Raw genomic sequence first — 26343 nt, 5'->3', positions numbered from 1 at the left:
TCGCGCACCCGCTGGATCCGCGTGAACATGCCGGCCTCGCTTGGCAAGCCGTTCCATCCCGGGTCGTGACCCGCACGGCCCGCGCGGTGCTGCACGGGCCCCCGATAATTTATTTTTTCGTTGCCTTTCCCCTCACTTTTTTTCCTCGAAGGAACCGACATGACCGATCTGCACAAACGCTCGCTGCTCAAGGTGGCCGCGCTTTCCGCCGTGGCCGCCGCCGCCCTGGCCGGCTGCGGCAAGAAGGACGAGCCCGCGCCAGCGCCGGCCGCCGCTCCGGCGCCCGCTGCGTCCGCGCCCGCCGCGAAGGCCGAGCCTTTGAAGATCGCGTTCGCCTACGTGGGCCCGGTGGGCGACGGCGGCTGGTCCTTCGCGCACGACAACGGCCGAAAGGCGATCGAGAAGGAGTTCGGCGACAAGGTGCAGACCAGCTTCGTGGAGAGCGTGCCTGAGTCGGCCGACGCCGAGCGCGTGCTGCGCGACATGGCCTCGCAGGGCAACAAGCTGATCTTCGGCACCACGTTCGGGTACATGGAGTCGATCCAGAAGATCGCCCCCGACTTCAAGGACGTGAAGTTCGAGCACGCCACCGGCTACAAGACGGCCGAGAACGTGCGCACCTATGACAGCCGCACCTATGAGGGCGCCTACATGGCCGGCGTGATCGCCGGCGCCATGACGCAGACCAACACGCTGGGCGTCGTGGGCTCGGTGCCGATCCCCGAGGTGATCCGCAACATCAACAGCTTCACGCTGGGCGCGCAGTCGGTCAATCCCAAGATCAAGACCAAGGTGGTGTGGGTGAACGAATGGTTCAGCCCCCCGAAGGAAACCGAGGCCGCCACGTCGCTCATCAACGGTGGCGCCGACGTGCTGTTCCAGAACACCGACTCGCCCGCCGTGCTCAAGACCGCGCAGGAAAAAGGCAAGCGCGCCTTTGGCTGGGATTCCGACATGACCGCCTACGGTCCGAAGGCCCACCTGGCCTCGGCCGTGATCAACTGGGGCCCTTACTACATCAAGGCCACCAAGGATGCGCTGGGCGGCACCTGGACGACCGGCCAGAGCTGGTGGGGCGTGAAGGAAGGCGCGATCGATCTCGTCTCCATCGCCGAGGACGTGCCCGCCGACACCAAGGCCAAGGTCGAGCAGGTGAAGGCCGGCCTCAAGGATGGCAGCTTCTCGATCTGGAAGGGCCCGATCGCCGACAACACCGGCAAGGAAGTGCTGGCGAAGGACGCGGTGGCCGACGACAAGTTCCTGGGCGGTGTGAACTTCTACGTGAAGGGCGTCGAAGGCACCGTGCCCGGCGGCGACAAGAAGTAAGCGATCCCCCAGCGAATCCAGGCCGGCGCGCGTGCCGGCCTGGCGCGGCCTGCCTGGCCCGGGGCAGGCGCCGATGGCGGCGGGCCGCGGACAAGGCATCATTGCCCTACCGCCGCCCCGATCGGGCGCGCGGCATCCCTTTCTGGAGTCCGCCGATGTTCAAGGTCCCCCCCATTCCCGCCCAGCGCCTGCCCGCGCTGCTGCGCAGCATGCCCAAGGCCGAGCTGCACATCCACATCGAAGGCTCGCTCGAACCCGAGCTGATCTTCGCCCTGGCGCAGCGCAACGGCGTGGCGCTCCCGTACGCGAGCGTGCAGGCCCTGCGCGATGCCTACGCGTTCACCGACCTGCAGAGCTTTCTCGACATCTACTACGCCGGCGCCAGCGTGCTGCTGCACGAGCAGGACTTCTACGACATGGCCTGGGCGTACCTGCAGCGCGCCGCGGCCGACAACGTGGTGCATGCCGAAATCTTCTTCGATCCGCAGACGCACACGGCGCGCGGCGTGCCGATGGAGACCGTGATCCACGGCCTGCACCGGGCCTGCACCGATGCGCGCCAGGCGCTGGGCATTTCGTCCGCGCTCATCCTGTGTTTTCTGCGCCACCTGAGCGAGGAAGATGCCCTGGCCACGCTGGAGGCGGCGCTGCCGCTGCGCGCGCATTTCATCGGCGTGGGGCTGGACAGCAGCGAAGTCGGGCACCCGCCGGAGAAGTTCGCGCGCGTGTTCGCGCGCTGCGCCGAACTGGGTCTGCGGCGCGTGGCGCATGCAGGCGAGGAGGGACCGCCGGCGTACATCTGGAGCGCGCTCGACGTGCTGAAGGCCGAGCGCATCGACCACGGCGTGCAGGCCGTGCACGACCCGGCGCTGATGCAGCGGCTGGCGCAGGAGCGCATCGCGCTCACGGTGTGCCCGTTGTCCAACCAGAAGCTGTGCGTGTTCCCCGACCTGGCCGACCACAACCTGCGCCAGTTGCTCGATGCCGGGCTGGCGGCCACGGTGAACTCGGACGACCCGGCGTACTTCGGCGGCTACATCAACGACAACTTCACGCAGCTGTTCGCGGCCGATCCGCAGCTCACGGCGCGCCACGCCTACCAGCTGGCCTTCAACAGCTTCGAGGCGAGCTTCGTGCCCGAGGCCGACAAGCACGACTGGGAGCACCGGCTGAAGGTGTGCTTTCAGCAAAGCGTCGAGCAGGACTACTGACGCCCCTGTCGCCGGCAGGGGATGCGTACAGCACTGTACGCACTGCGCTTATCCTTGGGGCCCGTTCGCCGCATCCAAAAGGCGGCTCATCCCAAGGAGACAAGGCCATGAGAGAGAGATTTTGGCGCGGCAGCCTGCCGCTTTCCGTGTTGGCGCTGTCGGCGCTGGCTGCCTGCGGCGGGGGCGGCGGCGAAGGCGGCGACAACGGTCGCTACAGCGCGGAGATCCGGCGCACGGCCATGGGCGTGCCGCATATCAAGGCCTCCAACTGGGGCAATGCGGGCTTCGGATACGGCTATGCGCAGGCGCAGGACAACCTGTGCACCATGGCCGATTCGTTTGTGACCTACCGCGGCGAGCGCTCGCGCTACTTCGGTGGCGATGCGCTGCTGGTGTACGAAAGCACCATCGACCGCCCGCGCAATCTCGACTCCGATTTCTTCCACCGCCACGTGATCTCCAGCGACGTGGTGGACGCCATGGTGGCGGCCCAGCCCGACAACCTGCGCAAGATGGTGGCCGGCTTTGCCGCCGGCTACAACCGCTACCTGCGCGAGGCCCAGTCCGGCGGCACCGCCCATGCGGCCTGCCGCACGGCGGCATGGGTGCAGCCCGTCACCGCGCGGGACATCTGGCGGCGGATGTATGCGGCCAATCTGGCCGGGGGCTATAGCAACTTCGTGGCGCCGCTGGCGAATGCCACGCTGCCCAGTGCGGCCGCCAGCACGACGGCCGGGACCGCCATGCCCGCGTCGCCATCCCCCCAGAAGGTGGCGCAGTTCGATCCCGCACGCACGCAGCCGCCCCGGCTGCAGGTGGGCGGAACCGCGGGCATCGGCAGCAACATGTACGGCTTCGGCACCGCCGCCACCGGCGAGTCGAGCGGCCTGCTCTTCGGCAACCCGCACTGGTACTGGAAGGGACCGGATCGGTTCTACCAGGCCCACCTGACCATTCCCGGCGAGCTGAACGTGAGCGGCGCGTCGTTCCTGGGCGTGCCGGTGGTGCTGATCGGCTTCAACGACAACGTGGCCTGGAGCCACACCGTCTCCACCGCGCGGCGTTTCGGCGTCTTCCAGCTGCAGCTGGCCGATGGCGACCGCACGACCTACGTGCGCGATGGCAAGGCGGTGAAGATGGCGGCCACCCCCATCACCGTGCAGGTGCGCGGCGCCTCCGGCGCTCTCACCGACGTCACGCGCACCCTCTACAAGACCGAGTACGGGCCCGTGGTGAACCTGGGCGGCCTCAACCCGGCGCTGGCCTGGAGCCAGACCACGGCCTTCGCCATGCGCGACGTCAACGGCGAGAACTTCCGCACCTTCCGCAACTGGATGCGCTGGAACCAGGCGGCCTCGCTGGACGAGTTCATCGCCATCCAGAAGCAGGAATCGGCCATTCCCTGGGTCAACACCGTGGCCGTGGGGCGCGGCAACCCGCGCGCCTGGTATGCCGACATCGGCGCCGTGCCCAACGTGTCGACCGAGCAGGTGGCCACCTGCACCACCGGCTTCGGCAAGGCGATGGCGGCGGCCCTGCCCAACGTGCCGTTCTTCGACGGCTCGCGCAGCGCTTGCGACTGGCAGACCGACAGCGACTCGGCGCAAAAGGGCACCGTGGGCGCTTCTCGCATGCCCAGCCTGTTGCGCGACGACTATGTGGGCAACATGAACGACAGCTACTGGCTGGCCAACGCCAGAGCGCCGCTCACGGGCTTTCCCGCGATCTTCGGCCCGGCCGGAACGCAAGCGCAGAGCCTGCGCACGCGCATGGGCCACACCATGGCGCTCGAGCGCCTGGCCGGCACCGACGCCTATGCCGGCCAGCAGGCCACTAGCGCCATCGTGCGGCAGATGGTGCTCGACAGCCGGGTGTTCAGCGCCGAGCGCTTCAAGGAGCAGGCCCTCTCCCTGGTCTGCGTGGCGCCCCAGATCACGGTCGCGGCCGAGGGCCGGACGGTGGACGTGGCCGCTGCCTGCGCCACGCTGCGCGCCTGGAACAACACCGGCAACGCCACGGCGCGGGGCTCGCATGTGTGGGACGAGTTCTGGAACCGCGTGAAGGTGCCGGCCGCGCAGCTCTATGCCGTGCCGTTCAGCGCCGCCGACCCGCTGAACACGCCGCGCGAGCTGCGCGCCAGCGCCGCCGATGCGCTGCGGCAGGCCTTCGGCGCCGCCGTGCTGAGCGTGCAGCGCAGCGGCTTCGCGCTGGATGCGCCGCGCGGCGACGTGCTGTTCGCCACGCGCGGCGGCAGCAAGATCGCGCTGTACGGCGGCTGCGGCGATCCGGGCTACTTCACCATCAACTGCTCGGAAAACCCGATCGAGCAGGGCGGCTACAGCATGGACGGGCAGCCGCACGGCAACAGCTACATGCAGGTGGTGGGTTTTCCGGCCGGCGGGGTGGAGGCGCACACGTTCCTCACCTATTCGCTGTCGGACGATCCGGCCTCCAGCCGCAACGGCGACTACACCCGGGCCTACGGCGCCAAGCAGTGGCTGCGCCTGCCGTTCTCGGAATCGGAGATCACGTCAAGCGCGGGCTACAGCACCGTCACCGTGAGGGAATGATCGGCCGCGCGCGCCGGGGGTGACGCAACCCGGTGGCGCGCCCCGGTCGATTGGCGCAAAATGGGGCGGCAGCGCTTGATCCGCCTGCCCGTTCAGCTATCAATATGGAAGCATCCTGTCGTGTCCAGTCCTCGCATTCCCCTGCTCGTTCTCAACCACCTGTCCCCGCAGAGCCAAGCCCAGATCGCGGCCCTTTACGACCTGCACTACGCCCCCACGGCGGCGGACCGCACCGCGGCCATCGTCACCCAGGGCGGGCGTTTCCGGGCGGTGCTCACCATCGGCTCGCTGGGCCTGAGCGCCCAGGAGATCGAGGCCATGCCGGCGCTGGAGCTCGTCTGCGTGCTGGGTGCCGGCTATGAGAACGTGGACCTGGCCGCGGCCCGCGCCCGCGGCATCGTGGTGGCCTCGGGCGCCGGAACCAACGACGACTGCGTGGCCGACCACGCCTTCGGCCTGCTGATCGGCGCGGTGCGCGGCCTGCGACCGCTCGACCGCCTGTGCCGCGAAGGCGTGTGGCGCGACGCCATCGGCCTGCCGCCCAACGTGTCGGGCAAGCGCCTGGGCATCTTCGGCCTGGGCACCATCGGCCAGAAGATCGCGCGCCGCGCCTCGGGCTTCGACATGGCCGTGGGTTACCACAACCGCAAGCCGCGCGACGGTGTGGCCTACGAGTACTTCGGCAGCCTGCTGGAACTGGCGAAATGGTGCGACGTGCTGGTGTGCGCCACGCCGGGCGGCGCGGCCACGCGCCATGCCGTCAATGCCGAGGTGCTGCAGGCGCTGGGCCCGCTGGGCTACCTGGTGAACATCGCCCGGGGCAGCGTGGTGGACACCGAGGCACTGGCCTCGGCCCTGCGCGTGGGCGGCATCGCCGGCGCGGGGCTCGATGTCTACGAAAGCGAGCCGCACCCGCCTGATGCGCTGATCGGGCTGGACAACGTGCTGCTCACGCCGCACGTGGCAGGCTGGTCGCCCGAGGCCGTGCAGGCCAGTGTGAACCAGTTCCTGGCCAACGCCGGCGGGCACTTCGCGGGCACCGGGGTCGTGGCGCCGGTGTGAGCCGCGGGGGCGGCCCTTCGGGGCCCGCCACCGCTTGGTTTCAAAGGTCGGTGCGCAGCTTCCAGATCTCGGGAAACAGCACCACGTCCAGCATCTTGCGCAGGTAGCTCACGCCGCCCGTGCCGCCGGTGCCGCGCTTGAAGCCGATCACGCGCTCCACCGTGGTCACGTGGCGAAAGCGCCAGAGCCGGAAGGCGTCTTCCAGGTCGGTCAGTTCTTCGCCCAGCTGGTACAGGTCCCAATGCTGCCGCGGGTTGCGGTACACCACCAGCCAGGCCTGCTCCACGGCATCGCTTTCCTCGTAGGGCTGGGTCCAGTCGCGGGCCGTGTGGCTGTCCGGCACCGGAATGCCGCGGCGCGCCAGCAGGCGCAGGGCCTCGTCGTAGAGCGAGGGCGCCTCGTAGGCGGCCTGCACCTGGGCCAGCAGGTCGGCGCGGTGCTCGTGCGGGCGGAGCATGGCGCGGTTCTTGTTGCCCAGCGCGAATTCGATGCTGCGGTACTGGTAGCTCTGGAACCCGCTGGAGCTGCCCAGGTAGGGCCGCATGGCGCTGTACTCGGGCGGCGTCATGGTGGCCAGCACGTCCCAGGCGTGCACCAGCTGCTCCATGATCTTGGACACGCGCGCCAGCATCTTGAAGGCCGGCTGCAGCTCGTCCTTGGCCACCAGCGCGATGGCCGCGCGCAGCTCGTGCAGCATGAGCTTCATCCACAGCTCGCTGGTCTGGTGCTGCACGATGAACAGCATTTCATCGTGCGCCGGCGAGCGGGGGTTCTGCGCGGTGAGGATGGCATCGAGCGACAAATAGTCGCCGTAGCTCATGCTCTGGCTGAAGTCGAGCTGGGCCCGCTCTTCGTGCACGATGGATTCGGGCTTGCCGGTGGTCGCTTCGCTGCCGGCGGGCGCGGGGGATTGGGAATGGGGGCACATGGCTCAGGTCACCGCGTTGATCTGGTTGAACTCGGCGCGCTGCCACTCGGCGCCGTCGAGCACCTGGCGAAGATGCTCGACGGCATTCCACACGTCTTCGAAGCCGATGTACAGCGGCGTGAAGCCGAAGCGCAGGATGTCCTTGTGCGGGCCCTGGCCGCCGTCGCCCTTGCGGAAGTCGCCGATCACCCCGCGCGCGATGAGCGCCTGCACGATCGCGTAGGCCCCGCTGCCCTGGCCGTGGAGGCCCTGGCCTTCGTCCCGCGTGAGGCACACCTGCGAGCCGCGCCGGGCGTGTTCGCGCGGGGTCGCCAGGCCCAGGCCGTGGTCGCCGCAACGCGCTTGCACCAGCTGGATGAACAGGTCCGTCAGTGCCAGCGATTTGGCGCGCAGCGCGGCCATGCCGCCCAGCGGCTGCGCGGCATCGAACACGTCCAGGCCGCATTGAAGGGCCGACAGGCTGATGATGGGCTGGGTGCCGCACAGGTAGCGCGTGATGCCGGGCGCGGGCTGGTAGCCGGGCGTGAACTGGAACGGCGCCGCATGGCCCCACCAGCCGGACAGGGGCTGCCAGAAACGGTCGGCATGGCGCGGGTGCACCCACACGAAGGCCGGGGCACCGGGGCCGCCGTTCAGGTACTTGTAGCCGCAGCCGGTGGAAAAGTCGGCATCGGCGCCCTGCAGGTCGACCGGCACCGCGCCGGCGCTGTGCGCCAGGTCCCATACCGTGAGGATGCCGGCCGCATGCGCCGCCGCCGTGAGGGCCGCCATGTCGTGCATGGCGCCGGTGCGGTAGTTCACGTGGGTGAGCATCAGCACCGCCACCTCGCCGGTGAGCGAGGCGGTGATCTCCTCGGGCTCCACCAGCACCAGTTCCAGGCCGCGCTCCTTGCACAGCCCCTCGGCGATGTAGAGGTCGGTGGGGAAGTTGCTGCGCTCGCTCACCACGCGCCGGCGGCCCGGGCTCTCTTCACGGGCGATGTTGAGTGCCGCGCTCAGCACCTTGTAGAGGTTGATGGACGTGCTGTCGGTGCACACCACCTCGCCGGCACCGGCGCCGATGAATGGCGCGAGCTGGTTGCCCAGGCGCTGGGGCAGGTCGAACCAGCTGGCCGTGTTCCACGAACGGATCAGGTCCGTGCCCCACTCGCGCGTCACCACGTCGGCCACACGGGCCGCCGTGGCTTGGGGCAGCACGCCGAGCGAATTGCCGTCCAGGTAGATGACGCCGGGGGGAAGGTCGAAGTGCGCGCGCAGCGGGGCCAGGGGGTCCTGCGCATCGAGTGCGCGGCAGTCTTGCAAGGTCGTCATGGAAGGCTCGGTTTAATCAAAAATGATAGCAATCAGGGCAATGAAATCAACGGCATGGGCGCAATATGGCCCTGACCGGCGAGGCGTCGGCCATGGTCAGCTTCAAGGGCAGGGCGATGAGTTCGTAGTCGCCCTCCGGCACCTCGTCGAGCACCAGGTTCTCCAGCACCCGCAGGCCGCGGCGGCGGATCACCTGGTGGCTGTCCAGCGTCTTGCTGTCGGCCGGGTCGATGCTGGCGGTGTCGATGCCCACCAGCACCACGCCCAGATCGGCCAGCCGCTCGATGGTGCCAGGCGCGTAGGCGGCCAGGGCCCCGTCCCAGCGATCGACCGGCATGCGCTCATAGGTGCGCACCAGCACCCGCGGCGGAAGGCCCTGCATGGCGTGGGCCAGGTGCGCCCATTCGATGAGCGGCCCCGCGCCGATGGCATGGATCACGCGGCAGGGGCCGATGAAGGCGTCCAGCGGCACCTCGCCGATGGAAGCACCGTCCGGGTCGTAGTGCAGCGGGGCATCGGCATGCGAGCCGACATGGGGCGACAGCGTGATGGCGCTCACGTTCACCGGGCAGCCGGGCCCGATGGTGGCGCACCACTGCTGCGTGTAGGCCGTGTCGCCGGGGAAGACCGGCGTGGCGGCATGCACCGGCGCCGAAATGTCCCACAGCCGGGGTGAATTCGTGTTCATGGCGCGCATGCTATGCGCATCGGGGGTGTTTTCCAAAGGGGTTATCCTTTGCATCGGTAAAAATTGAATAATCCATTCTTTTAAATCCGAAAACAGAACAAATCATGCAGGCCGCCTCCCTCGATCGCACCGACAAGCAATTGCTCGAAGCCCTGCAGGGCAATGCCCGGCTCACCTCGGGCGAACTGGCGCAGATGGCGCACCTGTCCCAGTCGCCTTGCTGGCGCCGGGTGAAGCGGCTGGAGGACGACGGCGTCATCAGCGGCTACCACGCGGGCCTCAACCGGCGTGCGCTGGGTTTCGGGGTGATGGCGTTCGTGATGGTGGGCATCGACCACCAGACCGAGATCTCGTCCCAGGCCTTCGAAGAGGCGGTCTGCGCGATCCCCGAGGTGGTGATGTTCCACGGCATCTCGGGCCCGGAGGACTTCATGCTCGTCGTGGTCGCGAAAGACCTGGACGCCTATTCCGAGCTGCTGCAGCGCCGCCTGCACCGCCTGCCGGGCGTGCGGCACATGCACTCGTATTTTTCGCTGCAGGAGTTCAAGGGCCAGGTCGGCGGCCTGCCCGTGCCGGCGTAGCACCAGCGGCCTGCGCCGCGGCTGGTGCGATCCATCCCCAATCAGTAGATCGCGCTGTCCGGCAGCGCCGCCAAGCCATGGCGCTGGCGTGCACGGCGGCAGGCATCGCTGCCCGCCTCGAATTCGCGGCAGGGCGAGGGCCGCCATTCGTAGATGCCACAGGCGGCGCGCACGCCGACGGTGCCGGTGAGGGCGGCGCAGCGCGGCGACGCGTGGTCGGTGCCACGCATGCGGCGCAACTGGTCGGTCACCTCCACCACCAGGCCCTGCGGCACGCTGCCACCCGTCTCCTGCGATTCATGCACCGAGAAATCGACACGGAAACTGGCGCAGCACGCGCCGCAGCTCAGGCAGGGATGGGTCATGGCAGGGGGGGCATATCGGCGCAAAACCGGCATTGTGCGGGCTCGGGCGCATGGGCTGGCCCGGCAGCGCATCGCATCCGGGGCTGATGCGCCTCAAGCCGGCCGAAAGGATGCGGCCTAAAATGAGAACTAAACTCATTCATAACAATCCGATGAAGATGACTGAAGAATCTTCGGGCCCTGCACTGGCCCCAGGCACCGCCTTGCCCGCCGCCACGGGCCTGGACCGCCTCCCGCGGCAGGTGCACGCCCATGTGACGGCGCTGCAGCCGGCCCGCAACGAACAGGAACGCGCGGTGATCCAGCGCCTCATGGAAATCGGCTTTCTGCCCGGCGAGCCCGTGCGCGTGGTGGCCAGCGGCTTCCCCGGCGGCGATCCCCTGGCCGTGCGCGTGGGTCATGCCACCTTCGCACTGCGCCGCCACGAGGCCGCGCTGGTGCATGTGCAGGCCGGAGCGCCCGCATGAGCGGGGCCGCCACGTCGCCCCTGCGCATCGCGCTGCTGGGCAATCCCAACTGCGGCAAGACCGCCCTGTTCAACCTGCTCACCGGCGCCCGCCAGAAGGTGGCCAACTACGCTGGCGTGACCGTCGAGCGCAAGGAAGGCCTGCTGCACACCGCCAGCGGCCGCCGCGTGCGCGTGCTGGACCTGCCCGGTGCCTACAGCCTGAACGCCCACAGCGCCGACGAAGCCGTCACGCGCGACATCGTCACCGGCGAGCGGCCCGGCGAGGCCGTGCCCGACCTGCTGGTCTGCGTGACCGATGCCACCCACCTGCGCCTGAACCTGCGCCTGGTGCTGGAGGCCCGCGCGCTGGGGCTGCCGATGGTGCTGGTGCTCAACATGAGCGACATGGCGGCGCGCCAGCGCATCGAGATCGACCGCGAAGCGCTCTCACGTGAACTCGGCATGCCGGTGCTGTCCACCGTGGGCGTGCGCAGCGACGGCGCGCAGGAGTTGCTGCAGTGGCTCGACACCCAGGCGCCGCAGGCGCTGGCGGGCACGGCGTCCGTGAACCGGGCGGTGGGCGTGGACCTGCGCGCCCAGGTGCTGCAGCTGCATCAGGAGGTGCGCCGCATCATGGCCGCCGCCGTGCGCGAGCCCGCGGTCAGCCTGCGCAACGACGACCGCATCGATGCCGTGGTGCTCCACCCGGTGTGGGGCCTGCTGCTGCTGGCCGTCACGCTGTTCCTCATGTTCCAGGCCGTGTTCAGCTGGGCCGCGATGCCCATGGACGCCATCAAGGCCGGCGTGGACGGGCTGTCGGCCTGGATCAATGCGCACATGGCCGACGGCGTGCTGCGCAGCCTGCTCACCGACGGCATCCTGGCGGGCGCGGGCGGGGTGCTGGTGTTCCTGCCGCAGATCCTGATCCTGTTCTTCTTCATCCTGGCACTGGAAGACTCCGGCTACCTGCCGCGCGCGGCCTTCCTGCTCGACCGCGTCATGGGCACGGTGGGACTGTCGGGGCGGTCGTTCATTCCGCTGCTGTCAAGTTTTGCCTGCGCCGTGCCCGGCGTGATGGCCACGCGCTCGATCACCCACTGGCGCGACCGGCTGGTCACGATCATGATCGCGCCCCTCATGACCTGCTCCGCGCGCCTGCCGGTGTATGCCCTGCTCATCGGCGCGTTCATCCCCGAGCAGACCGTGGGCGGCGTGTTCAACCTGCAGGGGCTGGTGCTGTTCGCGCTGTACTTCGGCGGCATCGTGAGCGCCATGGCCGTGGCGGCGGTCGCCCGCCTCGCGCGCCGGGGCTCCGGCCACGCGCCGCTGCTGATGGAACTGCCCGCCTACCGCTGGCCCAGCGTGCGCAGCCTGGCGCAGGGCCTGTACGAGCGCGCGCTGATCTTCATCCGCCGCGTGGGCGGCATCATCCTGGCCGTCACCATCCTGCTGTGGTTCCTCTCGACCTATCCCGCGCCGCCCGAGGGCGCCACCGGCGCTGCCATCCAGTACAGCTTCGCCGGCCGCATCGGCAGCGTGCTGGAGGTGCTGGTGGCGCCGATCGGCTTCAACTGGCAGATCGCCATCGCCCTGGTGCCCGGCATGGCCGCGCGCGAAGTGGCGGTGGGGGCGCTGGGCACCGTGTATGCCCTCTCGGCCACCGGCGAGGAAGTGGCCACCCAACTGGGCCCGCTGATCGCCCAGAGCTGGTCGCTGGCCACGGCGCTGTCGCTGCTGGCGTGGTTCGTCTTCGCGCCGCAGTGCATCTCGACCATCGCCGCCGTGCGCCGCGAGACCAACAGCTGGCGCTATCCGCTGCTGATGACCGGCTACCTGTTCGCGCTGGCGTACGCCGCCAGCTTCATCACGTATCGCCTGGCCCTGGCGCTGGGAGGAGGCTGAGCCCATGGCCCAGGAAATCATCGTCGGCGTGATCGTCGCCCTCGCCGTGGCCTACATGGTGTGGAAGTGGATGCCCGCCCGCTGGCGCGCCCGCCTGGACCGCGTGCACCCGGCGTTGGCGCAGTCGAGCAGTTGCGGGGGCTGCAGCAGCTGCGATTCGGGCGGCTGCGGAACGGGCGGCGGTGCGGTGGGCCAGGAGCAGGTCGTGCAGATGCCGGGCAGCCGTTCTTCGGTGCCGAAGTAGGGCGGGCATCGGCGGAACGCCCCCCATGTTTCATGGCTGGCGCAGAGGGTTTTCCGGCTCCTTTCCCATCAGCGCCTTGTCGCGTCGGCAGGTCTTCAGGGGCAACAACGCCACGAGACGATTCGGGTCACTTCCTTCGTATCGGCGCGCGTGCTGCTTTCGAGGCACGCGCAACCGTATCCTGCGCTGCCCGATCCGGTTGCCACCCACCTGTTTTTGGGAAACACGGGCCAGTCACCTTCGGCTTGGTGGCCGCCCTGCATTCCCACCGTCCATTCCCCCGCTTTGTCCACGAGCGTTGCATTTCCGGGTGTCGGCTGATCGAACCAGCCACAGCGGGTGGTCGTGGCCTGTGGCGCTGCGGTTGCAACGTTGCAGGCAATCGCCAATGCAGGCATCGAAATGAAGGCTGTGATTTTTGCGTGATGCAAGCGTTGCGGCAGGCAAATGGTCATGGCGTGATGGTGATGGCAGCCCCGGTCCGATGCGCTTTTCTGGCAAGCCATTCGAAGGAATGCTCTGGTGCGTTCGATCTCCGGACCGGCTCAGGGCCGGGCCGGCTTTCGGGCATCGAATGGAAAGCTGCTTTCCAGGATGTCGGTGCAGACTTCGCACCGCATAAAGTAGGTCGCTCCCCGGGCCGTGATCGCGCCCCACCCCGTCCAGTTGTCGATGGAGACTTTGGCGATTCGGCCATCCTGGAATATCACCCTGGCCTGTGCGTTGCAATCGCCGGTCTGCAGTTCCTGGCTGTATTGATACTCGCTGCGGAACCGGGCATTCGCCAAAAAGAAACGCACCCTTTTCTCGTCGATCGCCAGGTGCCCGCAGTCGGCCTCCGCGCCGAAACCCTTGGCAGTGCGGTCCTGCACCACGACTGACTTGATCGGGCCGAGACGGTATTTCTTGGGCTGGAGCGTCCTGTCGAAATCGCTCGTCGGGGAGGCGAACGAAGCGATGCCTGCGCCTGCAAAAAGGGCCGAAGCCAGGAAGTGCTTGATGGTCATTGCCATGTCGCCGTGGCAGCTTCCGTAGCATTTTTCCGGCTCACCTCAGGATGACGATGCACCTCGGCTTTCGAGATGTGCAGTGTTTCGGAAAGCGCATCGATCAGGTATTGAAGGGCGACCTGTTGGTGGTTGGTCAGCGCCTCATAAACCGCGTTGTTTCCTAAAAACGCGCGCTGTTGCTCTGTACTCAATCCTGCAGGCATTTTGATTCCAGGCGGCAGTGAAGCCATGCCTACGATTTCAATACCGATGCTGTCTGCGTTGGACGGGTAGCGTCCTGGAACCACTTTGGTCATTTCCGCTTTGTGCATAGTGGTTGGACTGGCTTTTTTGTATTGGGCGATCTCGGCAGGACTGCATCGGAGTTCGGCCAAGCAACGCGCTTTCAGCGGACCCACGTGATTTGTTCGACGAAGAATCGAAGCCGTCTGATAAATGGATCCCTCTTTGCCTATCAAAAAGTGCGCACCGTTTGCGTTGGCGCTTCGATAACTATTGAACGTCGAGTTCTCTGTTGGGGATCCTGTTTGATGGACGATGATTCCAGAGACCTTGTTCATTTCTGATCTTTCGATCGATGAGAATCTGCGTGCCTTGATTTTCGAGTTTCCGCTAACCATCCCTTGAGCATCGATATTGAGCATTTTTCCTCCTGGCAGAATGGTAGTGGAGCTGCAAGGACTTCATTCTGATTTGCGACGCCAGATTTGGGCTCAATGTGTAAGCGTAAGCAAACGGACTCGCGTCACACAAATCATTCGCCGAACAGCACACCCCGCCCGAGCGCCGCAACGGCCTGCTGGAGATTGGCACGTGCCTGCGCTTCGCGTTGCGCCCTGAACCAGGGGGTCGCGTAGACGTGTGGCCGATCCATGAACGACCGCAGCACCGCGGTGCGCCCCGCCACGTAGCGCGGCCAGCGCACGAGCCGGTATTCGCGCCGCACGTTGCGCTCGAATTCGCCATACACCTCGGGCGGGGCGCCCAGCACGGCGAGATCGATGTCCCCCACCCAGCACGCGTCGCCCTCCAGTGGCGCATCGGGGTTGTGGCGCGTGTCCATGATGTGGCGCTCCACCGTCTGCACCAGGCCCTCGGGCAACCGCTGGGCCAGTAGGAACCGACGCGCCCATTGCGCGCTGCGTTCTTCGTTGTGTCCGCTCCAGGGCCAGTACATCGCGTCGTGGAACCACAGGGCCAGCTCGACCGCGTGCGGCTGCTGCAGCGCCGTCAGCTGGGCGGCCTGCACGGCCTCCAGGTGCAGGAGGCAGGCGTGCAGGTGGCGGGTGTCGTGGTAGGCGCGGGGCCAGCGGCTCCAGTGGCGCAGCAGGCGCCGGCCCTCGGCGGTCCATGCGGGGCCGGCGCGCTCCAGCGCGGCGCCCAGGGCCTGCCAGCGCGCCAGCAGTTCACCTTGGCTGGGCTTCATGCGGCGGCGGCTGGGGCGGAGGAGGGCGTGGCGATTTCGGCGATCAGCTGGTGATGCGGCCGAGCAGCAGGTATTCCATGAGTGCCTTCTGCGCATGCATGCGGTTTTCGGCCTCGTCCCACACCACGGACTGCGGGCCGTCAATCACGTCGCCTCGACTTCCTCGCCACGGTGGGCGGGCAGGCAGTGCATGAACAGGGCGTCCGGCTTGGCCGCCGCCATCATTTCGGCATCGACGCACCAGTCGGCAAAGGCCTTCTTGCGCTCTTCGTTCTCGGCCTCGTAGCCCATGCTGGTCCACACGTCGGTGGTCACCAGATCGGCGCCGGCGCAGGCTTCCAGCGGGTTGCTATAGAACTTATAGCTATGTGCCTTAGAACCATTTGCGCCGAGGGCCAATTTCTCATTGATCTCGTAGCCGCGCGGCGTGCTCACGTGCACGGTGAAGCCCAGCAGCTCGGCCGCCTGCAGCCAGGTGTTGGCCATGTTGTTGCCATCGCCCACCCAGGCGACGGTCTTGCCCCGGATGGTGCCGCGGTGCTCGATGTACGTGAAGATGTCCGCGAGGATCTGGCAGGGATGGAACTCGTTCGTCAGCCCGTTGATGACCGGCACGCGGGAGTGGGCGGCGAAGGCCTCGATCTTGGTCTGCTCGTAGGTGCGGATCATCACCAGGTCCACCATGCGGCTGATGACCTTCGCGCTGTCCTCGATGGGCTCGGCGCGGCCCAGCTGGCTGTCGCCGGTGGTCAGGTGCACCACACTGCCGCCCAGCTGGTACATGCCGGCCTCAAAGCTCACGCGGGTGCGCGTGCTGGCCTTCTCGAAAATCATGGCCAGTGTGCGGTCGGTCAGCGGGTGGTGCTTCTCGTAGCTCTTGAACTTGCCCTTGATGACGGCCGCGCGGCTGAACAGGTAGGCGTACTCGTCGGCGGTGAGATCGTTGAATTGCAGGTAATGCTTCATAACGGAACGTTCATTCGGCGAGCAGCGCCTTGACCAGGGGAACCAGCAGGGCCACGATTTCGTCGGCCTCGGCCTGGGTGAGGATGAGCGACGGCACCATGCGGATCACGGTGTCGGCCGTCACGGACAGCAGCAGGCCGGCTTCCATCGCGCGGCCCATGAGCGCGCCGCAGGGCTTGGTCAGTTCCACGCCGATCATCAGGCCCTGGCCGCGGATTTCCTTCACGCCGGGCAGGCCGCCCAGTTCGCGCTCCAGCGCGGCCTTCAGGTGCGCGCCCACGACGGCGGCGTTCTGCAGCAGGCCGTCCTCTTCCATGATGCGGATGGTTTCCACGCCGGCGCGCATGGCCAGCGGGTTGCCGCCGAAGGTGGTGCCGTGGTTGCCGGGCGCGAAGATGTTCGCGGCCTTGGGGCCGGCCACGACGGCGCCGATCGGCACGCCCGAGCCCAGGCCCTTGGCCAGGGGCATCACGTCCGGCACGATGCCGGCCCACTGGTGCGCGAACCACTTGCCGGTGCGGCCCATGCCGCACTGCACCTCGTCGATCATCATCAGCCAGTCGCGCTCGTCGCACAGTTGGCGCAGCTGCTGCAGGTAGTCGATGCGCATGGGGTTCACGCCGCCTTCGCCCTGGATGGTCTCGAAGAACACGGCCACCACGTTCGGGTTGCCTTCGGTGGCTTGCCGGATGGCGTCGATGTCGTTCATCGGCACTCGGATGAAGCCCTCCACCAGCGGGCCGAACCCGGCCTGCACCTTGGGGTTGCCGGTGGCCGACAGCGTGGCGATCGAGCGGCCGTGGAAGGCTTTTTCATAGACCACGACCACGGGCTTGTCGATGCCCTTGTCGTGGCCGAACTTGCGGGCCAGCTTCAGCGCGGCTTCGTTGGCTTCGAGGCCCGAGTTGCAGAAGAAGACGTTGGTCATGCCCGAGCGCTCCACCAGCTGGGCGGCCAGTTGCTCCTGCAGGGGCACGTGGTAGTAGTTGGAGCTGTGGATCAGCTTGGCGATCTGCTCCTGCAGCGCGGGCACCAGCTTGGGGTGGTTGTGGCCCACCGTGTTGACCGCGATGCCGCCGAGCGCGTCGATGTATTGCTTGCCGTCCACGTCCCACACGCGCACGCCCTGGCCACGTTCCAGCGCGATCGGCAGGCGGCCGTAGGTGTTCATCACGTGGGGCGAGGCGGCCGGGGCGGAAGCGGTCATGCGGAAATCTCCAGAGAAGGGCAGTGCGAAAGGGGGAGGGGGCTGAGCCGGCTCGTGGCCGGCAAAACGAAGCACGATTCTAGGGGCAGGGCTTTGCATGGCTGTTGACGATTGCGCATCACAGCCATGCGCCGGCCAGCGCCGATCCAGGGGTCTTTGGATGGGCTAGCTCTTATATAAGAGTTAGAATGCCGGCCTGTGGCGCGCCATGCGGCGATCCTGCGGCGACTTCCCCCCAACGACCCCCGATCCTGATGGTTTCCCCCACCTCCAAAGAAGTTTTCATCCAGGGCATCACCTTCGACGGGAAAACCTTCCGCCCCAGCGACTGGGCGGAGCGCCTGGCGGGGGTCATGAGCCAATTCCGTCCCGGTGGCGCCCGCCCCGGCAGCCACCTGAGCTATTCGCCCTGGTGCGTGCCCACCACGCTCAATGGCATCAAGTGCGTGATCGTGCACCGCGACCTGCAGGGCCACGAACCCATGGCCTGGGATTTCGTCATGAACTTCGCGCGCGACAACCAGTTGCAGGTGGCCGAGGCCTGTCTGCTGCCCGACGAAGCGCCCGGTACTGCCCGCAAAGGCTGACGGCACCATGCCGCAGCGCCCCGGCGTCAGGGGCGGCCGAAAAGAACGTCAAAGGCCCCTTCGGGGTCTTTTTTCATGGGCGTCGGAAGGCGGGCTGGGGAGCGCCTTGCGATCCGCGCTTTCGACGCCCGACCCAATCCGAGCCGACCCACCGCAGATGGCCTGCGCCGCCATGGAAAAAGCCCCGCACTGCGGCGTCGCAGTCGCGGGGGCGATCAGGCGCGGCCGGAGCCGCGCAGGCGGGGCGCAGGCATCAGAGCGCCTGCATTTCCTTGTTCGTCTTGGGGCCTGCGGCCTCCGGCGCCTTGGGCTGCGCGGGCGCTGCGCCGGCCGCCGTCGCCGCCGTCTTGCCCAGGGTGGCCGGCACGTCCAGGTAGGGCAGGTGCAGGGCGCTGCTGGTCATGCGGCGGATCTCGTTGGTCAGGGCCGGGTCTTCGTTGAGCTTGCGGCCGTAGGAAGGAATGATCTCCTTCAGGCGCGCCTTCCAGCCGGTGTCCGTCATCTGCTGGGGGAAGGCCTTGGCCATCAGGTTCAGCATGATGTGCGGGGCGGTGGAGGCACCGGGCGATGCGCCCATCAGGGCGGCGATGGTGCCGTCCTTGTCGGACACGATCTCGGTGCCGAACTGCAGCACCGCGCCTTCCTTGGGGTCGCGCTTGATGACCTGAACGCGCTGGCCCGCGGTGATGAGCTTCCAGTCTTCGCGCTTGGCGTTGGGGAAGTAATCCTGCAGCGCGCGCTGGCGGTCGTCATCGGTCAGCTCGGCCTGTTGAAGCAGGTACTTGACCAGGTCCAGGTTGTGGATGCCCACGCGCAGCATGCCCACCAGGTTGTCGTGCGTGACGGAAGAGAACAGGTCGAACCAGGAGCCCTGCTTGAGGAATTTGCTGGTGGCCAGCGCGAACGGTCCGAACAGCACGACGGGCTGGCCGTCCATGTTGCGGGCGTCCAGGTGGGGCACCGACATCGGGGGCGAGCCCGTGGCGGCCTTGCCGTATGCCTTCACCGTGTGGCGGGCGGTCAGTGCGGGGTTCTCGATGGACAGGAACTGGCCCCCCACCGGGAAGCCGGCGTAATCCTTCGATTCGGGAATGCCCGAGGCCTGCAGCAACTGCAGCGCGGCGCCGCCGGCACCCACGAAGACGAACTTGGCCTTGACGGTCCGCTCCTTGCCGCCGTCGCCCAGGTGGGCCACGGTCACGTTCCAGGTCTTGTCGTCGTTCTGGCGCAGCGCACGCACTTCGTTTTGCAGGTGCAGCTGGAAGTTGGGGCTCTTGCGCAGGCCCTGGACCAGCTGGCTGGTCACGGCGCCGTAGTTGACATCGGTGCCCAGGGGCATGAAGGTGGCGGCCACCTTCTGCTTGGGGTCGCGCCCTTCGATCATCAGGGGCGCCCACTTCTGGATTTGCGCCTGGTCTTCCGAGTACTCCATGCCGTAGAACAGGGGGTTCTTGACCAGGGCCTCGCGGCGCTTGCGCAGGTATTCGATGTTCTCGTCACCCCAGACGAAGCTCATGTGCGGCGTGGGGTTCACGAAGGTTTCGGGCGACTGCATGTTGCCGCGGCCGATCTGGTGCACCCAGAACTGGCGCGACACCTCGAACTGCTCGGCGATGCCGACGGCGCGCTTGGTCTCGATCGTGCCATCGGGCAGCTCGGGCGTGTAGTTCAGTTCTGCGAAGCCCGAATGGCCCGTGCCGGCGTTGTTCCAGCCATTGGAGCTTTCCAGCGCCACGCCGTCCAGGCGCTCGAACACTTCGATCTTCCAATCCGGCTGCAGCTCCTGCAGGTACGTGGCGAGCGTGGCGCTCATCACGCCCGCGCCCACCATCACGACGTCGACGGGCTGGTCGTTCTCGGCAGGAGGAACGGAGCGGGGAAAGAGCGGCCAATACAGGAACAGGACGGCCGCAAGGATCAGCACCACAACGGCGCCGAACAACGCTTTGATCGACTTTTTCATAGATTTGGTTGGACTGATTGCAATTGAAAAAGCCTGCGCGCAATCGGCAGGCTTTCGCTTATCAAAAATTGACGCTCCCTGACATCGGGAATTGTCCCATTAGGTAAAGACCCTGACAAAAATCAAAGTTTCACGAAATCGGCCCGAGAAAAAGGGGATCACCCGCCGCAAACCCGCATGGATATTGGGTTGACCGTATTTCAGGCACAAAAAAACCGCCCGAAGGCGGTTCTTTCGTTTTGCTGACAGCGCACCCGTTACAAACGGCGGACGGCAGGGCCGTCCGGGCTGTTTGCCTGAAAGGTCAGGCGGCCAGGGCCAGGGTTTTCACCTTGGCGGACAGGCGGCTCTTGTCGCGAGCGGCCTTGTTCTTGTGGAAGATGCCCTTGTCGGCGATGGTGTCGACGACGGCTTGCATCTTCGCAAACAGTTCGGTGGCCTTGGTCTTGTCGCCGGCCAGGACGGCCTTCTCGACATTCTTGACCGCGGTACGGTACTTGGAGCGCAGCGAGGTGTTCGCGGCGTTCAGCTTGACGTCCTGGCGGACGCGCTTGCGGCCGGAGGCGAGACGGGGGTTCTTTTTCTTGGGCTTGGCAGATGCCATGGTAAATTTTCCTTAAGTGTCTGAGGATGATGTCAGCAAAGCCCGCGATTATAGCCCAGCGACTTGGGGTAGGCCGCCGGGGTCTTTCGAAGCGATACAGGCGGCGCCCTTCCGTGAAGCCTCAAGGGCTGGCATTCCAAGGACCGCGGGCCGGGTGGAGCGCAGCGCATACACTCGCGGCCGTGTCCCTGTTCAAAGCCGCCTCCACCGTTTCCCTGCTGACCCTGGCCTCCCGCGTGACGGGCCTGGTGCGCGATCTGCTGATGGCCTCGCTGTTCGGGGCCAACGCGCTCACCGACGCCTTCAACGTCGCTTTCCGCATTCCCAACCTGTTTCGCCGGCTGTTCGCCGAAGGGGCCTTCAGCCAGGCCTTCGTGCCCGTGCTCGCGGCGCACAAGGCCCAGCACGGCGACGATGCCACGCGCCGGCTCATCGCCAGCGTCGCGACGGTGCTGTTCTGGGTGCTGCTGCTGACCTGCGTGCTGGGCGTGCTGGGGGCGCCGCTGCTGGTGTGGCTGCTCGCCAGCGGCCTGCGCCAGAGCGCGGGCGGTTTCGATGCCGCCGTGGTCATGACGCGCTGGATGTTCCCCTACATCGGCTTCATGTCGATGGTGGCGCTCTCGGCCGGCGTGCTCAACACCTGGAAGCGCTTTGCCGTGCCGGCGGCCACGCCGGTGCTGCTCAACGTCTGCATGATCGCCGCCGCCTGGCTGGGCGCGCCGCAGTTGGCCGCGCGCGGCATCGAGCCCATCTATGCCATGGCCGGCGGCGTGATGCTCGGCGGCATCACGCAACTGGCGGTGCAACTGCCCGCGCTGTTCCGGCTGGGCCTGCTGCCGCGCATCGGGCTCACTCCCGGGGCCATTCGCACGGCGTGGCACGACCCGGGCGTTCGCCGCATCCTCACCCTGATGGGCCCGGCGTTGCTGGGCGTGGGCGTGGCGCAGATCTCGCTCATGATCAACACGCAGATCGCCTCGTACCTCGCGCCGGGCAGCGTGACCTGGCTGTTCTACGCCGACCGGCTCATGGAGTTTCCCACCTCGCTGCTGGGCGTGGCGCTGGGCGTGGTGCTGACGCCGCAGCTGGCGGCCGCCAAGGCGGCCGGCGATGCCGCCCGCTACTCGTCCATGCTCGACTGGGGGCTGCGCATCGTCGTGGTGCTGTCCGTGCCGTGCGCGGTGGGCCTGCTCACCTTTGCCGAGCCCCTGGTGGCCACGCTGTTCCACCATGGCGCGCTGCAGGACAGCGACGTCGGCCAGATCGCCCTGGCCCTGGCCGGTTACGGCGCGGGGCTGCTGGGCCTGGTGGCCATCAAGGTGCTGGCGCCCGGCTACTACGCCAGCCAGGACATCCGCACGCCGGTGCGCATTGCCATCGTGGTGCTGGTGGTCACGCAGCTCCTGAACGCCGCGCTGGTGCCGCTGATCGACCATGCGGGCCTTGCGCTGTCCATAGGCCTCGGGGCGCTGATCAATGCGCTGTGGCTGCTGATCGGCCTGCTGCGGCGCGGCACCTACCAGCCCCAGCCCGGATGGGCCCGGCTGGCGCTGCAGGTGGTGGCCGCCAGCGCCCTGCTGGCGGTGCTGCTGATGTGGGGCGCGCGCCATTTCGACTGGCTGGCCCTGCGGGCGCACGAGGGGCAGCGCGCCGGGCTCCTGGCCCTGTTGATGGGCGGCGCGGCAGTGCTGTATTTCGGGGCGCTCTGGGCGGCGGGCCTCAAGCTGCGCGAACTGCTGCGCCGCTGACCGCCTTCGCGCCGGGTTTCTTCCCTTCGGAACCCCGCTTGACGCGGCCCGGCACGCCCCTTACAACCCTCCAATGGCCCTGAGCTATTCACTTCCCACTCCGCTGGAGTACTTCGCCACGCTGGTGCGCAGCGACGACCAGTTTCCCCTGCTGGAGGCGGCGGCGTCCATCGCGCAGGACGAGTATCCCGAGCTGGACGTACAGCAGTTGCTCGGCGACGTGGATCAGCTCCTTGCCCGGCTGCGCCGGCGGTTGCCCGCCGATGCGTCGTCGCTGCAGCGCCTGCGCTCGCTCAACCAGTTCTTCTTCGGCGACCTGGGCTTCGCGGGCAACGTCAACGATTACTACGACCCCGAGAACAGCTACCTCAATGCCGTGCTGCGCACGCGGCGGGGCATTCCGATTTCGCTGGCGCTGGTGTGGATGGAACTGGCCCAGGGGCTGGACCTGCATGCGCGCGGCGTCTCGTTTCCCGGTCACTTCATGATCAAGGTGCTGCTGCCCAAGGGGCAGGTGGTGATGGACCCGACCACGGGCCAGTCGCTGTCGCGGGAAGAGCTGTCCGAGCGCCTGGAGCCCTACCGGCACCGCAGCAACGGCCTGGTGGACGACTACGACATTCCGCTGGGCCTGTACCTGCAGGCGGCGCCGCCGCGCGATGTGATCGCGCGCATGCTGCGCAACCTCAAGGAGATCCACCGCTCGCAAAAGGACTGGGCGCGGCTGGTCGCCGTGCAGGACCGGCTCATCGTGCTGCTGCCCGACGCCTGGGGCGAGTGGCGGGACCGGGGCCTGGCCCATGCGGAGCGGGGCGACACGGCATTGGCCGTGGCCGACCTGGAGACGTACCTGGCGCGCGTGGAAGACGGGCTCGACATCGACGCCATCGCCGAGCGCGTGAGCCTGCTGCGCCGCGCCAGCAACTGAGGCGCAGCGCAGCGGCAACGGCGCCACCAGGGTTCTGTTGGCCCTCTTACTGGCGCGCCGTGCGCACGTTGGGCGGCAGGGCTTGCGGGTGGCTGGTGCGCAGCGGATTGATGTCCAGCCCGCCGCGGCGCGTGTAGCGCGCATACACCGACAGCTTGATCGGCTTGCAGCGCGTCCACACGTCCATGAAGATGCGCTCCACGCACTGCTCGTGGAATTCGTTGTGGTTGCGAAAGCTCACCAGGTACTGCAGCAGCCCGGCCTGGTCGATCTGCGGGCCGCTGTAGTGGATGCGCACGCTGCCCCAGTCCGGCTGGCCGGTCACCAGGCAGTTGCTTTTGAGCAGGTGGCTCGTGAGCGCCTCGGTCACCGGCGTCTCGGCATGGTTGGCCGACAGCAGCTCGGGGGCCGGCGTGTACTGCGTGCATTCCACGTCCAGGCGGTCGAGCAGCAAGCCGTCCAGTTCCTGCACGGGCTCGCGGTCGAACAGCTCGGGTTGCAGCAGCTTCACGCCCACCGTGCCGGCATGGGCCGCCCCGCGCCAGACGGCTTCGCTCACGTCGGCGCGGATGCGGGCCTGCACCTCGGCGGCGTCCGTGAAGCGCGTGTTGTTGAAACTGTTCAGGTAGAGCTTGAACGACTTGCTCTCGACGATGTTCGGCGTCTCGCACGGCACCGTCACATGGGCGATCGCCACCTGCGGTTTGCCGCGCGGGTTGAGCCAGGAGAGCTCGAACGCCGTCCACAGGTCGGCGCCGAAGAAGGGCGGTGTGTCGCCAATGCCGATCTCCGCCCGCTTGCCGGCCCGGGGAATCGGAAAGAGCAGGGCGGCGTCGTACTGGTCCGCATAGGCGGATGCGCGACCCAACTGCGATTGTTCGGGGGTGTTCATGGAACTCCGTGTTTCTGTTTGCTATTAATTTAATAGCTATGGAGGCAATGAGAACTAAGGCGTCAAGCCGATTTCATTCGAACTTGCGTTCGCGCAGCCATTTGGTGGCGATCCACTTCTCGCCAGCGATCACCGGCGCGCCGCCGTGCAGCGTGCGCGTGGACGGGTGGGGGCGCTCGTAGCTGAAGAACACCGCGTTGCCCTGGCGCGGCGCGATCTCCAGGTGCACGTCGGGGAAGGTGGTGCCGCCGCCCTTGTCCGGGTTGTTCAGGTAGATCACCAGCGTGGCCACCCGCTGCCCGCCGCGGCGCAGGATGGTCGGCGTGCCGGGCTCGGCAGGGTCGAAGTAGTCGTAGTGGGGCTTGTATTCCGCGCCCGGGCGGTAGTGCAGCACCTGCAGGCCTTCGCCGTTTTCCAGCGGCCAGTTCACCAGCTTGGCGATGCGCTCTTCCAGGACGCGCACCACCGCGTTCTCGCCGATCTGGAAGAACATGCCGTCGCTCGTGCGGTCGTCGTTCACCTCTTCGCCGCCCGTTCGCGTGGCCACGGTGAGCGAGCGCGCCATGCGCGGTTCGGCTTCGGCGATCAGCGCTTCGCACTCCTCGGGCGAGAGCAGGTTGCCGAACAGCACCACGCGGGGCTGGGCCATGGACATGAGCACCTCGATCTGGCGGTCGCCCACGTCGATGAAGAGCGGCGATTCGCCCACGGCCGGCTCGGGCACGCGCGAGGCGGGAGGCTGCCCCTGCTGCACTGCCAGCGCTTCCAGGTGGTCGCGCAGCACATGCTCCATGGCGTGCGCGGCCACGTCCTCCCGCCAGCCCGCGTCGAGCATGGACTGGAGCACCACCGGCGCCTGAAAACCGGCCTGGGCCTGCGCGATGATCCATTCGCGCAGCTCCGGCGTCACGGATTGGGACGGGGCATCGGCCGGGGCGGAGGAGGTGGTCTGGCGGGAACGTGCGGGCATGGCGTGGTGGGCGTCAGTGGCGTTGGCGTTTCGGGAAGAGGAATCCAGTCGATCGTCGGGGCCGGGGGGCGCGGGGCCATCCGCCCTCAGGCGGCCTTGCGGCGGAACACGAGCCGCTCCGGCGTGGAGGCGGCACTGGCGAAAGCATAGCCTTCCAGGTCAAAACCCTCGAGCTGGCGCGGTGTGGTCACCTGGTGCCGGATGGCATGGCGCGCCATGAGCCCGCGCGCCCGCTTGGCGTGGAAGCTGATGATCTTGTAGGCCCCGCCTTTCCAGTCCTCGAACACGCATTCGATGACGCGCGCCTTCAGCACCTTGCGGTCCACCGACTTGAAGTATTCCTGTGACGCCAGGTTGACGACCACCGGCGTGGCGTCGGCCGCCAGTTGCCGGTTGAGGTGCTCCGCAATCGACGCGCCCCAGAACTGGTACAGGTTGGCGCCCGCATCGGTGGTGAGCCGGGTGCCCATTTCCAGGCGGTAGGGCTGCATGCGGTCCAGCGGGCGCAGCACGCCGTACAGGCCGCTCAGGATGGCGACATGGCGCTGGGCCCAGTCCAGCTCATCCAGCGTGAGCGAGCGGGCCTGCAGGCCTTCGTACACATCGCCGTTGAAGGCCAAAACGGCCTGGCGTGCATTGGCCGCGGTGAACTTCGGACGCCATGCGGCATACCGCGCCACGTTCAGCGCGGCCAGCGGGTCGCTGATGCCCATCAGGGCGGCAACGTCCTGCGGCGACTTCTGCCGCAGAACTTCGATGAGCCGGGTGGACTGGGGGACGAACTGCGGCAGCGTGTGCCCGACGCCCTCGGGCAGGGGCGTGTCGTAGTCCAGGGATTTGGCGGGAGACAGCAGGAACAGCATGGGGGTCGCGATGGTCCGGTGACCTCGGAGGGGGAAGTGGAAAGCCCGGCAGCGGGCTTTCCAGCAAAGACGACAACCGGCCCGGGGCATTGCACCGCGGGCCGGCGGCGCCGCATCAGGCGGCGGGCGGCTGCTCGAACGGCAGCGTCAGGTCTCGCAGGTCGCGGCGCGTTTCCACCAGCACCAGCGGGCCTTCATCGATCGCCACCACCGGGGGGCGTTCGCGCGGCACATGGACCGGGCGCGGTTCGGCCGCGATGGCGGCCTGCGCGGCGGCGATCTTCTCCGCATCGGAGTTGACCCACTGCAGGCCCGAGGTCTGGGCGACCTGGTTCAGCTCGTCCACCGGCAGGGTGAATGCCTGGACCCGTGGCATGGCGCCATTGGGCTGGGCAGGGGCTGCGGCTTGGGCTGGAGCAGCGGCAGCAGGCTGCAGCACGGGGGCTGGCACGGGCGTTGGCGCCACCGGAGCCACCGGAGCGACCGGAGCCACTGGGGCCGCCATGGAGGCCACCGGCGCGACCTGGGCCGCTACCGGAGCGG

The 26343-nt window shown here is 67.6% G+C and carries 25 protein-coding genes and 2 pseudogenes; 11 read left to right on the top strand and 16 right to left on the bottom strand.

Going from position 1 to position 26343, the window contains the following annotated elements:
* Nucleotides 1–159 precede the first annotated feature (159 nt).
* From AC27KI_RS06555 to AC27KI_RS06540, 4 genes are all read left to right on the top strand, one after another.
* The gene (locus AC27KI_RS06555; protein WP_272567809.1) at nt 160–1326 is read left to right on the top strand and encodes a BMP family ABC transporter substrate-binding protein; all 1167 of its coding nucleotides are present in this window, start codon (nt 160–162) and stop codon (nt 1324–1326) included.
* A 155-nt stretch (nt 1327–1481) separates the two neighbouring features.
* The gene (locus AC27KI_RS06550) at nt 1482–2537 is read left to right on the top strand and encodes an adenosine deaminase (RefSeq protein ID WP_272551495.1); all 1056 of its coding nucleotides are present in this window, start codon (nt 1482–1484) and stop codon (nt 2535–2537) included.
* A gap of 107 nt (nt 2538–2644) precedes the next feature.
* Nucleotides 2645–5107, top strand: coding sequence for a penicillin acylase family protein (locus AC27KI_RS06545; RefSeq protein ID WP_487113118.1), 2463 nt, complete (start codon nt 2645–2647; stop codon nt 5105–5107).
* A gap of 60 nt (nt 5108–5167) precedes the next feature.
* The gene (locus tag AC27KI_RS06540; RefSeq protein WP_487113116.1) at nt 5168–6169 is read left to right on the top strand and encodes a 2-hydroxyacid dehydrogenase; all 1002 of its coding nucleotides are present in this window, start codon (nt 5168–5170) and stop codon (nt 6167–6169) included.
* 40 nt (nt 6170–6209) lie between these two features.
* On the opposite strand, the gene kynA is transcribed toward AC27KI_RS06540, so the two are convergent.
* The 3 genes from kynA to kynB are packed head-to-tail and all read right to left on the bottom strand — an operon-like array spanning nt 6210 to nt 9096.
* Nucleotides 6210–7097, bottom strand: a complete 888-nt coding sequence (kynA, locus tag AC27KI_RS06535; protein ID WP_317359121.1) for a tryptophan 2,3-dioxygenase — start codon at nt 7095–7097, stop codon at nt 6210–6212.
* Between the two features lie 3 nt (nt 7098–7100).
* Complete coding sequence (gene kynU, locus AC27KI_RS06530) at nt 7101–8408, bottom strand: kynureninase (protein WP_487113113.1); 1308 nt, start codon at nt 8406–8408, stop codon at nt 7101–7103.
* Between the two features lie 46 nt (nt 8409–8454).
* Nucleotides 8455–9096 (bottom strand): arylformamidase, encoded by a 642-nt coding sequence (gene kynB, locus AC27KI_RS06525; protein WP_487113111.1) that lies wholly within the window; start codon nt 9094–9096, stop codon nt 8455–8457.
* A gap of 104 nt (nt 9097–9200) precedes the next feature.
* Here kynB and AC27KI_RS06520 point away from each other — a divergent pair, with 104 nt between their 5' ends.
* Entirely contained in the window at nt 9201–9677 is a 477-nt protein-coding gene (locus AC27KI_RS06520) for an Lrp/AsnC family transcriptional regulator (RefSeq protein WP_272551503.1), read from the top strand.
* Nucleotides 9678–9718: 41 nt separating this feature from the next.
* On the opposite strand, the gene AC27KI_RS06515 is transcribed toward AC27KI_RS06520, so the two are convergent.
* The gene (locus tag AC27KI_RS06515; protein ID WP_272551504.1) at nt 9719–10042 is read right to left on the bottom strand and encodes a YkgJ family cysteine cluster protein; all 324 of its coding nucleotides are present in this window, start codon (nt 10040–10042) and stop codon (nt 9719–9721) included.
* 158 nt (nt 10043–10200) lie between these two features.
* On the opposite strand from AC27KI_RS06515, the gene AC27KI_RS06510 reads away from it, so the two are divergent.
* The 3 genes from AC27KI_RS06510 to AC27KI_RS06500 are packed head-to-tail and all read left to right on the top strand — an operon-like array spanning nt 10201 to nt 12636.
* Nucleotides 10201–10509, top strand: coding sequence for a FeoA family protein (locus tag AC27KI_RS06510; protein ID WP_487089041.1), 309 nt, complete (start codon nt 10201–10203; stop codon nt 10507–10509).
* On the top strand, nt 10506–12392 hold the full coding sequence (gene feoB / locus AC27KI_RS06505; protein ID WP_487089040.1) for a ferrous iron transporter B: 1887 nt from the start codon (nt 10506–10508) through the stop codon (nt 12390–12392). The genes AC27KI_RS06510 and feoB overlap by 4 nt, the downstream gene beginning before the upstream one ends.
* Before the next feature lie 4 nt (nt 12393–12396).
* Nucleotides 12397–12636: a hypothetical protein gene (locus AC27KI_RS06500; protein WP_284407067.1), complete on the top strand. Its 240-nt coding sequence runs from the start codon at nt 12397–12399 to the stop codon at nt 12634–12636.
* Nucleotides 12637–12731: 95 nt separating this feature from the next.
* On the opposite strand, the gene AC27KI_RS06495 is transcribed toward AC27KI_RS06500, so the two are convergent.
* The 6 genes and pseudogenes from AC27KI_RS06495 to AC27KI_RS06470 form a co-directional block, all read right to left on the bottom strand.
* Entirely contained in the window at nt 12732–13091 is a 360-nt protein-coding gene (locus AC27KI_RS06495; RefSeq protein WP_487089039.1) for a DUF4087 domain-containing protein, read from the bottom strand.
* 90 nt (nt 13092–13181) lie between these two features.
* The gene (locus tag AC27KI_RS06490; protein WP_487113109.1) at nt 13182–13643 is read right to left on the bottom strand and encodes a hypothetical protein; all 462 of its coding nucleotides are present in this window, start codon (nt 13641–13643) and stop codon (nt 13182–13184) included.
* Complete coding sequence (locus tag AC27KI_RS06485) at nt 13640–14290, bottom strand: peptidoglycan recognition protein family protein (protein ID WP_284424313.1); 651 nt, start codon at nt 14288–14290, stop codon at nt 13640–13642. Before AC27KI_RS06485 ends, AC27KI_RS06490 begins: the two co-directional genes overlap by 4 nt.
* Nucleotides 14291–14400: 110 nt before the next feature.
* Nucleotides 14401–15072: an HD domain-containing protein gene (locus AC27KI_RS06480; RefSeq protein ID WP_487113107.1), complete on the bottom strand. Its 672-nt coding sequence runs from the start codon at nt 15070–15072 to the stop codon at nt 14401–14403.
* A 43-nt stretch (nt 15073–15115) separates the two neighbouring features.
* Nucleotides 15116–16038: pseudogene (gene argF / locus AC27KI_RS06475) on the bottom strand (ornithine carbamoyltransferase).
* 10 nt (nt 16039–16048) lie between these two features.
* Nucleotides 16049–17245, bottom strand: coding sequence for an acetylornithine/succinylornithine family transaminase (locus tag AC27KI_RS06470; RefSeq protein WP_487113105.1), 1197 nt, complete (start codon nt 17243–17245; stop codon nt 16049–16051).
* A gap of 254 nt (nt 17246–17499) precedes the next feature.
* Between AC27KI_RS06470 and AC27KI_RS06465 the strand changes: the two genes are divergently transcribed.
* Complete coding sequence (locus AC27KI_RS06465) at nt 17500–17832, top strand: DUF3579 domain-containing protein (protein ID WP_487113103.1); 333 nt, start codon at nt 17500–17502, stop codon at nt 17830–17832.
* 253 nt (nt 17833–18085) lie between these two features.
* Here AC27KI_RS06465 and mqo read toward each other — a convergent pair whose 3' ends face one another.
* Nucleotides 18086–19795, bottom strand: a complete 1710-nt coding sequence (mqo, locus tag AC27KI_RS06460; RefSeq protein WP_487113101.1) for a malate dehydrogenase (quinone) — start codon at nt 19793–19795, stop codon at nt 18086–18088.
* A gap of 304 nt (nt 19796–20099) precedes the next feature.
* On the bottom strand, nt 20100–20399 hold the full coding sequence (rpsT, locus tag AC27KI_RS06455) for a 30S ribosomal protein S20 (RefSeq protein ID WP_272551520.1): 300 nt from the start codon (nt 20397–20399) through the stop codon (nt 20100–20102).
* A gap of 182 nt (nt 20400–20581) precedes the next feature.
* Here rpsT and murJ point away from each other — a divergent pair, with 182 nt between their 5' ends.
* Nucleotides 20582–22147 carry a murein biosynthesis integral membrane protein MurJ gene (gene murJ, locus AC27KI_RS06450; RefSeq protein ID WP_284430034.1) on the top strand — a complete coding sequence of 522 codons (1566 nt, stop codon included), beginning with the start codon at nt 20582–20584 and terminating at the stop codon, nt 22145–22147.
* A gap of 73 nt (nt 22148–22220) precedes the next feature.
* Nucleotides 22221–23075 carry a SirB1 family protein gene (locus tag AC27KI_RS06445; protein WP_284430035.1) on the top strand — a complete coding sequence of 285 codons (855 nt, stop codon included), beginning with the start codon at nt 22221–22223 and terminating at the stop codon, nt 23073–23075.
* 46 nt (nt 23076–23121) lie between these two features.
* On the opposite strand, the gene queF is transcribed toward AC27KI_RS06445, so the two are convergent.
* The 4 genes and pseudogenes from queF to AC27KI_RS06425 all read right to left on the bottom strand — a co-directional run.
* A complete protein-coding gene (queF, locus tag AC27KI_RS06440) occupies nt 23122–23967 on the bottom strand; it encodes an NADPH-dependent 7-cyano-7-deazaguanine reductase QueF (RefSeq protein WP_284430036.1) in 846 nt (281 codons plus the stop codon).
* 73 nt (nt 23968–24040) lie between these two features.
* On the bottom strand, nt 24041–24937 hold the full coding sequence (locus tag AC27KI_RS06435; RefSeq protein ID WP_487113098.1) for a 2OG-Fe(II) oxygenase: 897 nt from the start codon (nt 24935–24937) through the stop codon (nt 24041–24043).
* A gap of 86 nt (nt 24938–25023) precedes the next feature.
* The gene (gene yaaA, locus AC27KI_RS06430) at nt 25024–25800 is read right to left on the bottom strand and encodes a peroxide stress protein YaaA (protein ID WP_487113096.1); all 777 of its coding nucleotides are present in this window, start codon (nt 25798–25800) and stop codon (nt 25024–25026) included.
* A 115-nt stretch (nt 25801–25915) separates the two neighbouring features.
* A pseudogene (locus tag AC27KI_RS06425) lies at nt 25916–26343 on the bottom strand (Rne/Rng family ribonuclease); the annotation flags it as partial.

The sequence above is a fragment of the Acidovorax sp. KPB24-03 genome (genome assembly GCF_057546605.1).
This window is presented reverse-complemented; position numbering and strand designations above follow the sequence as displayed.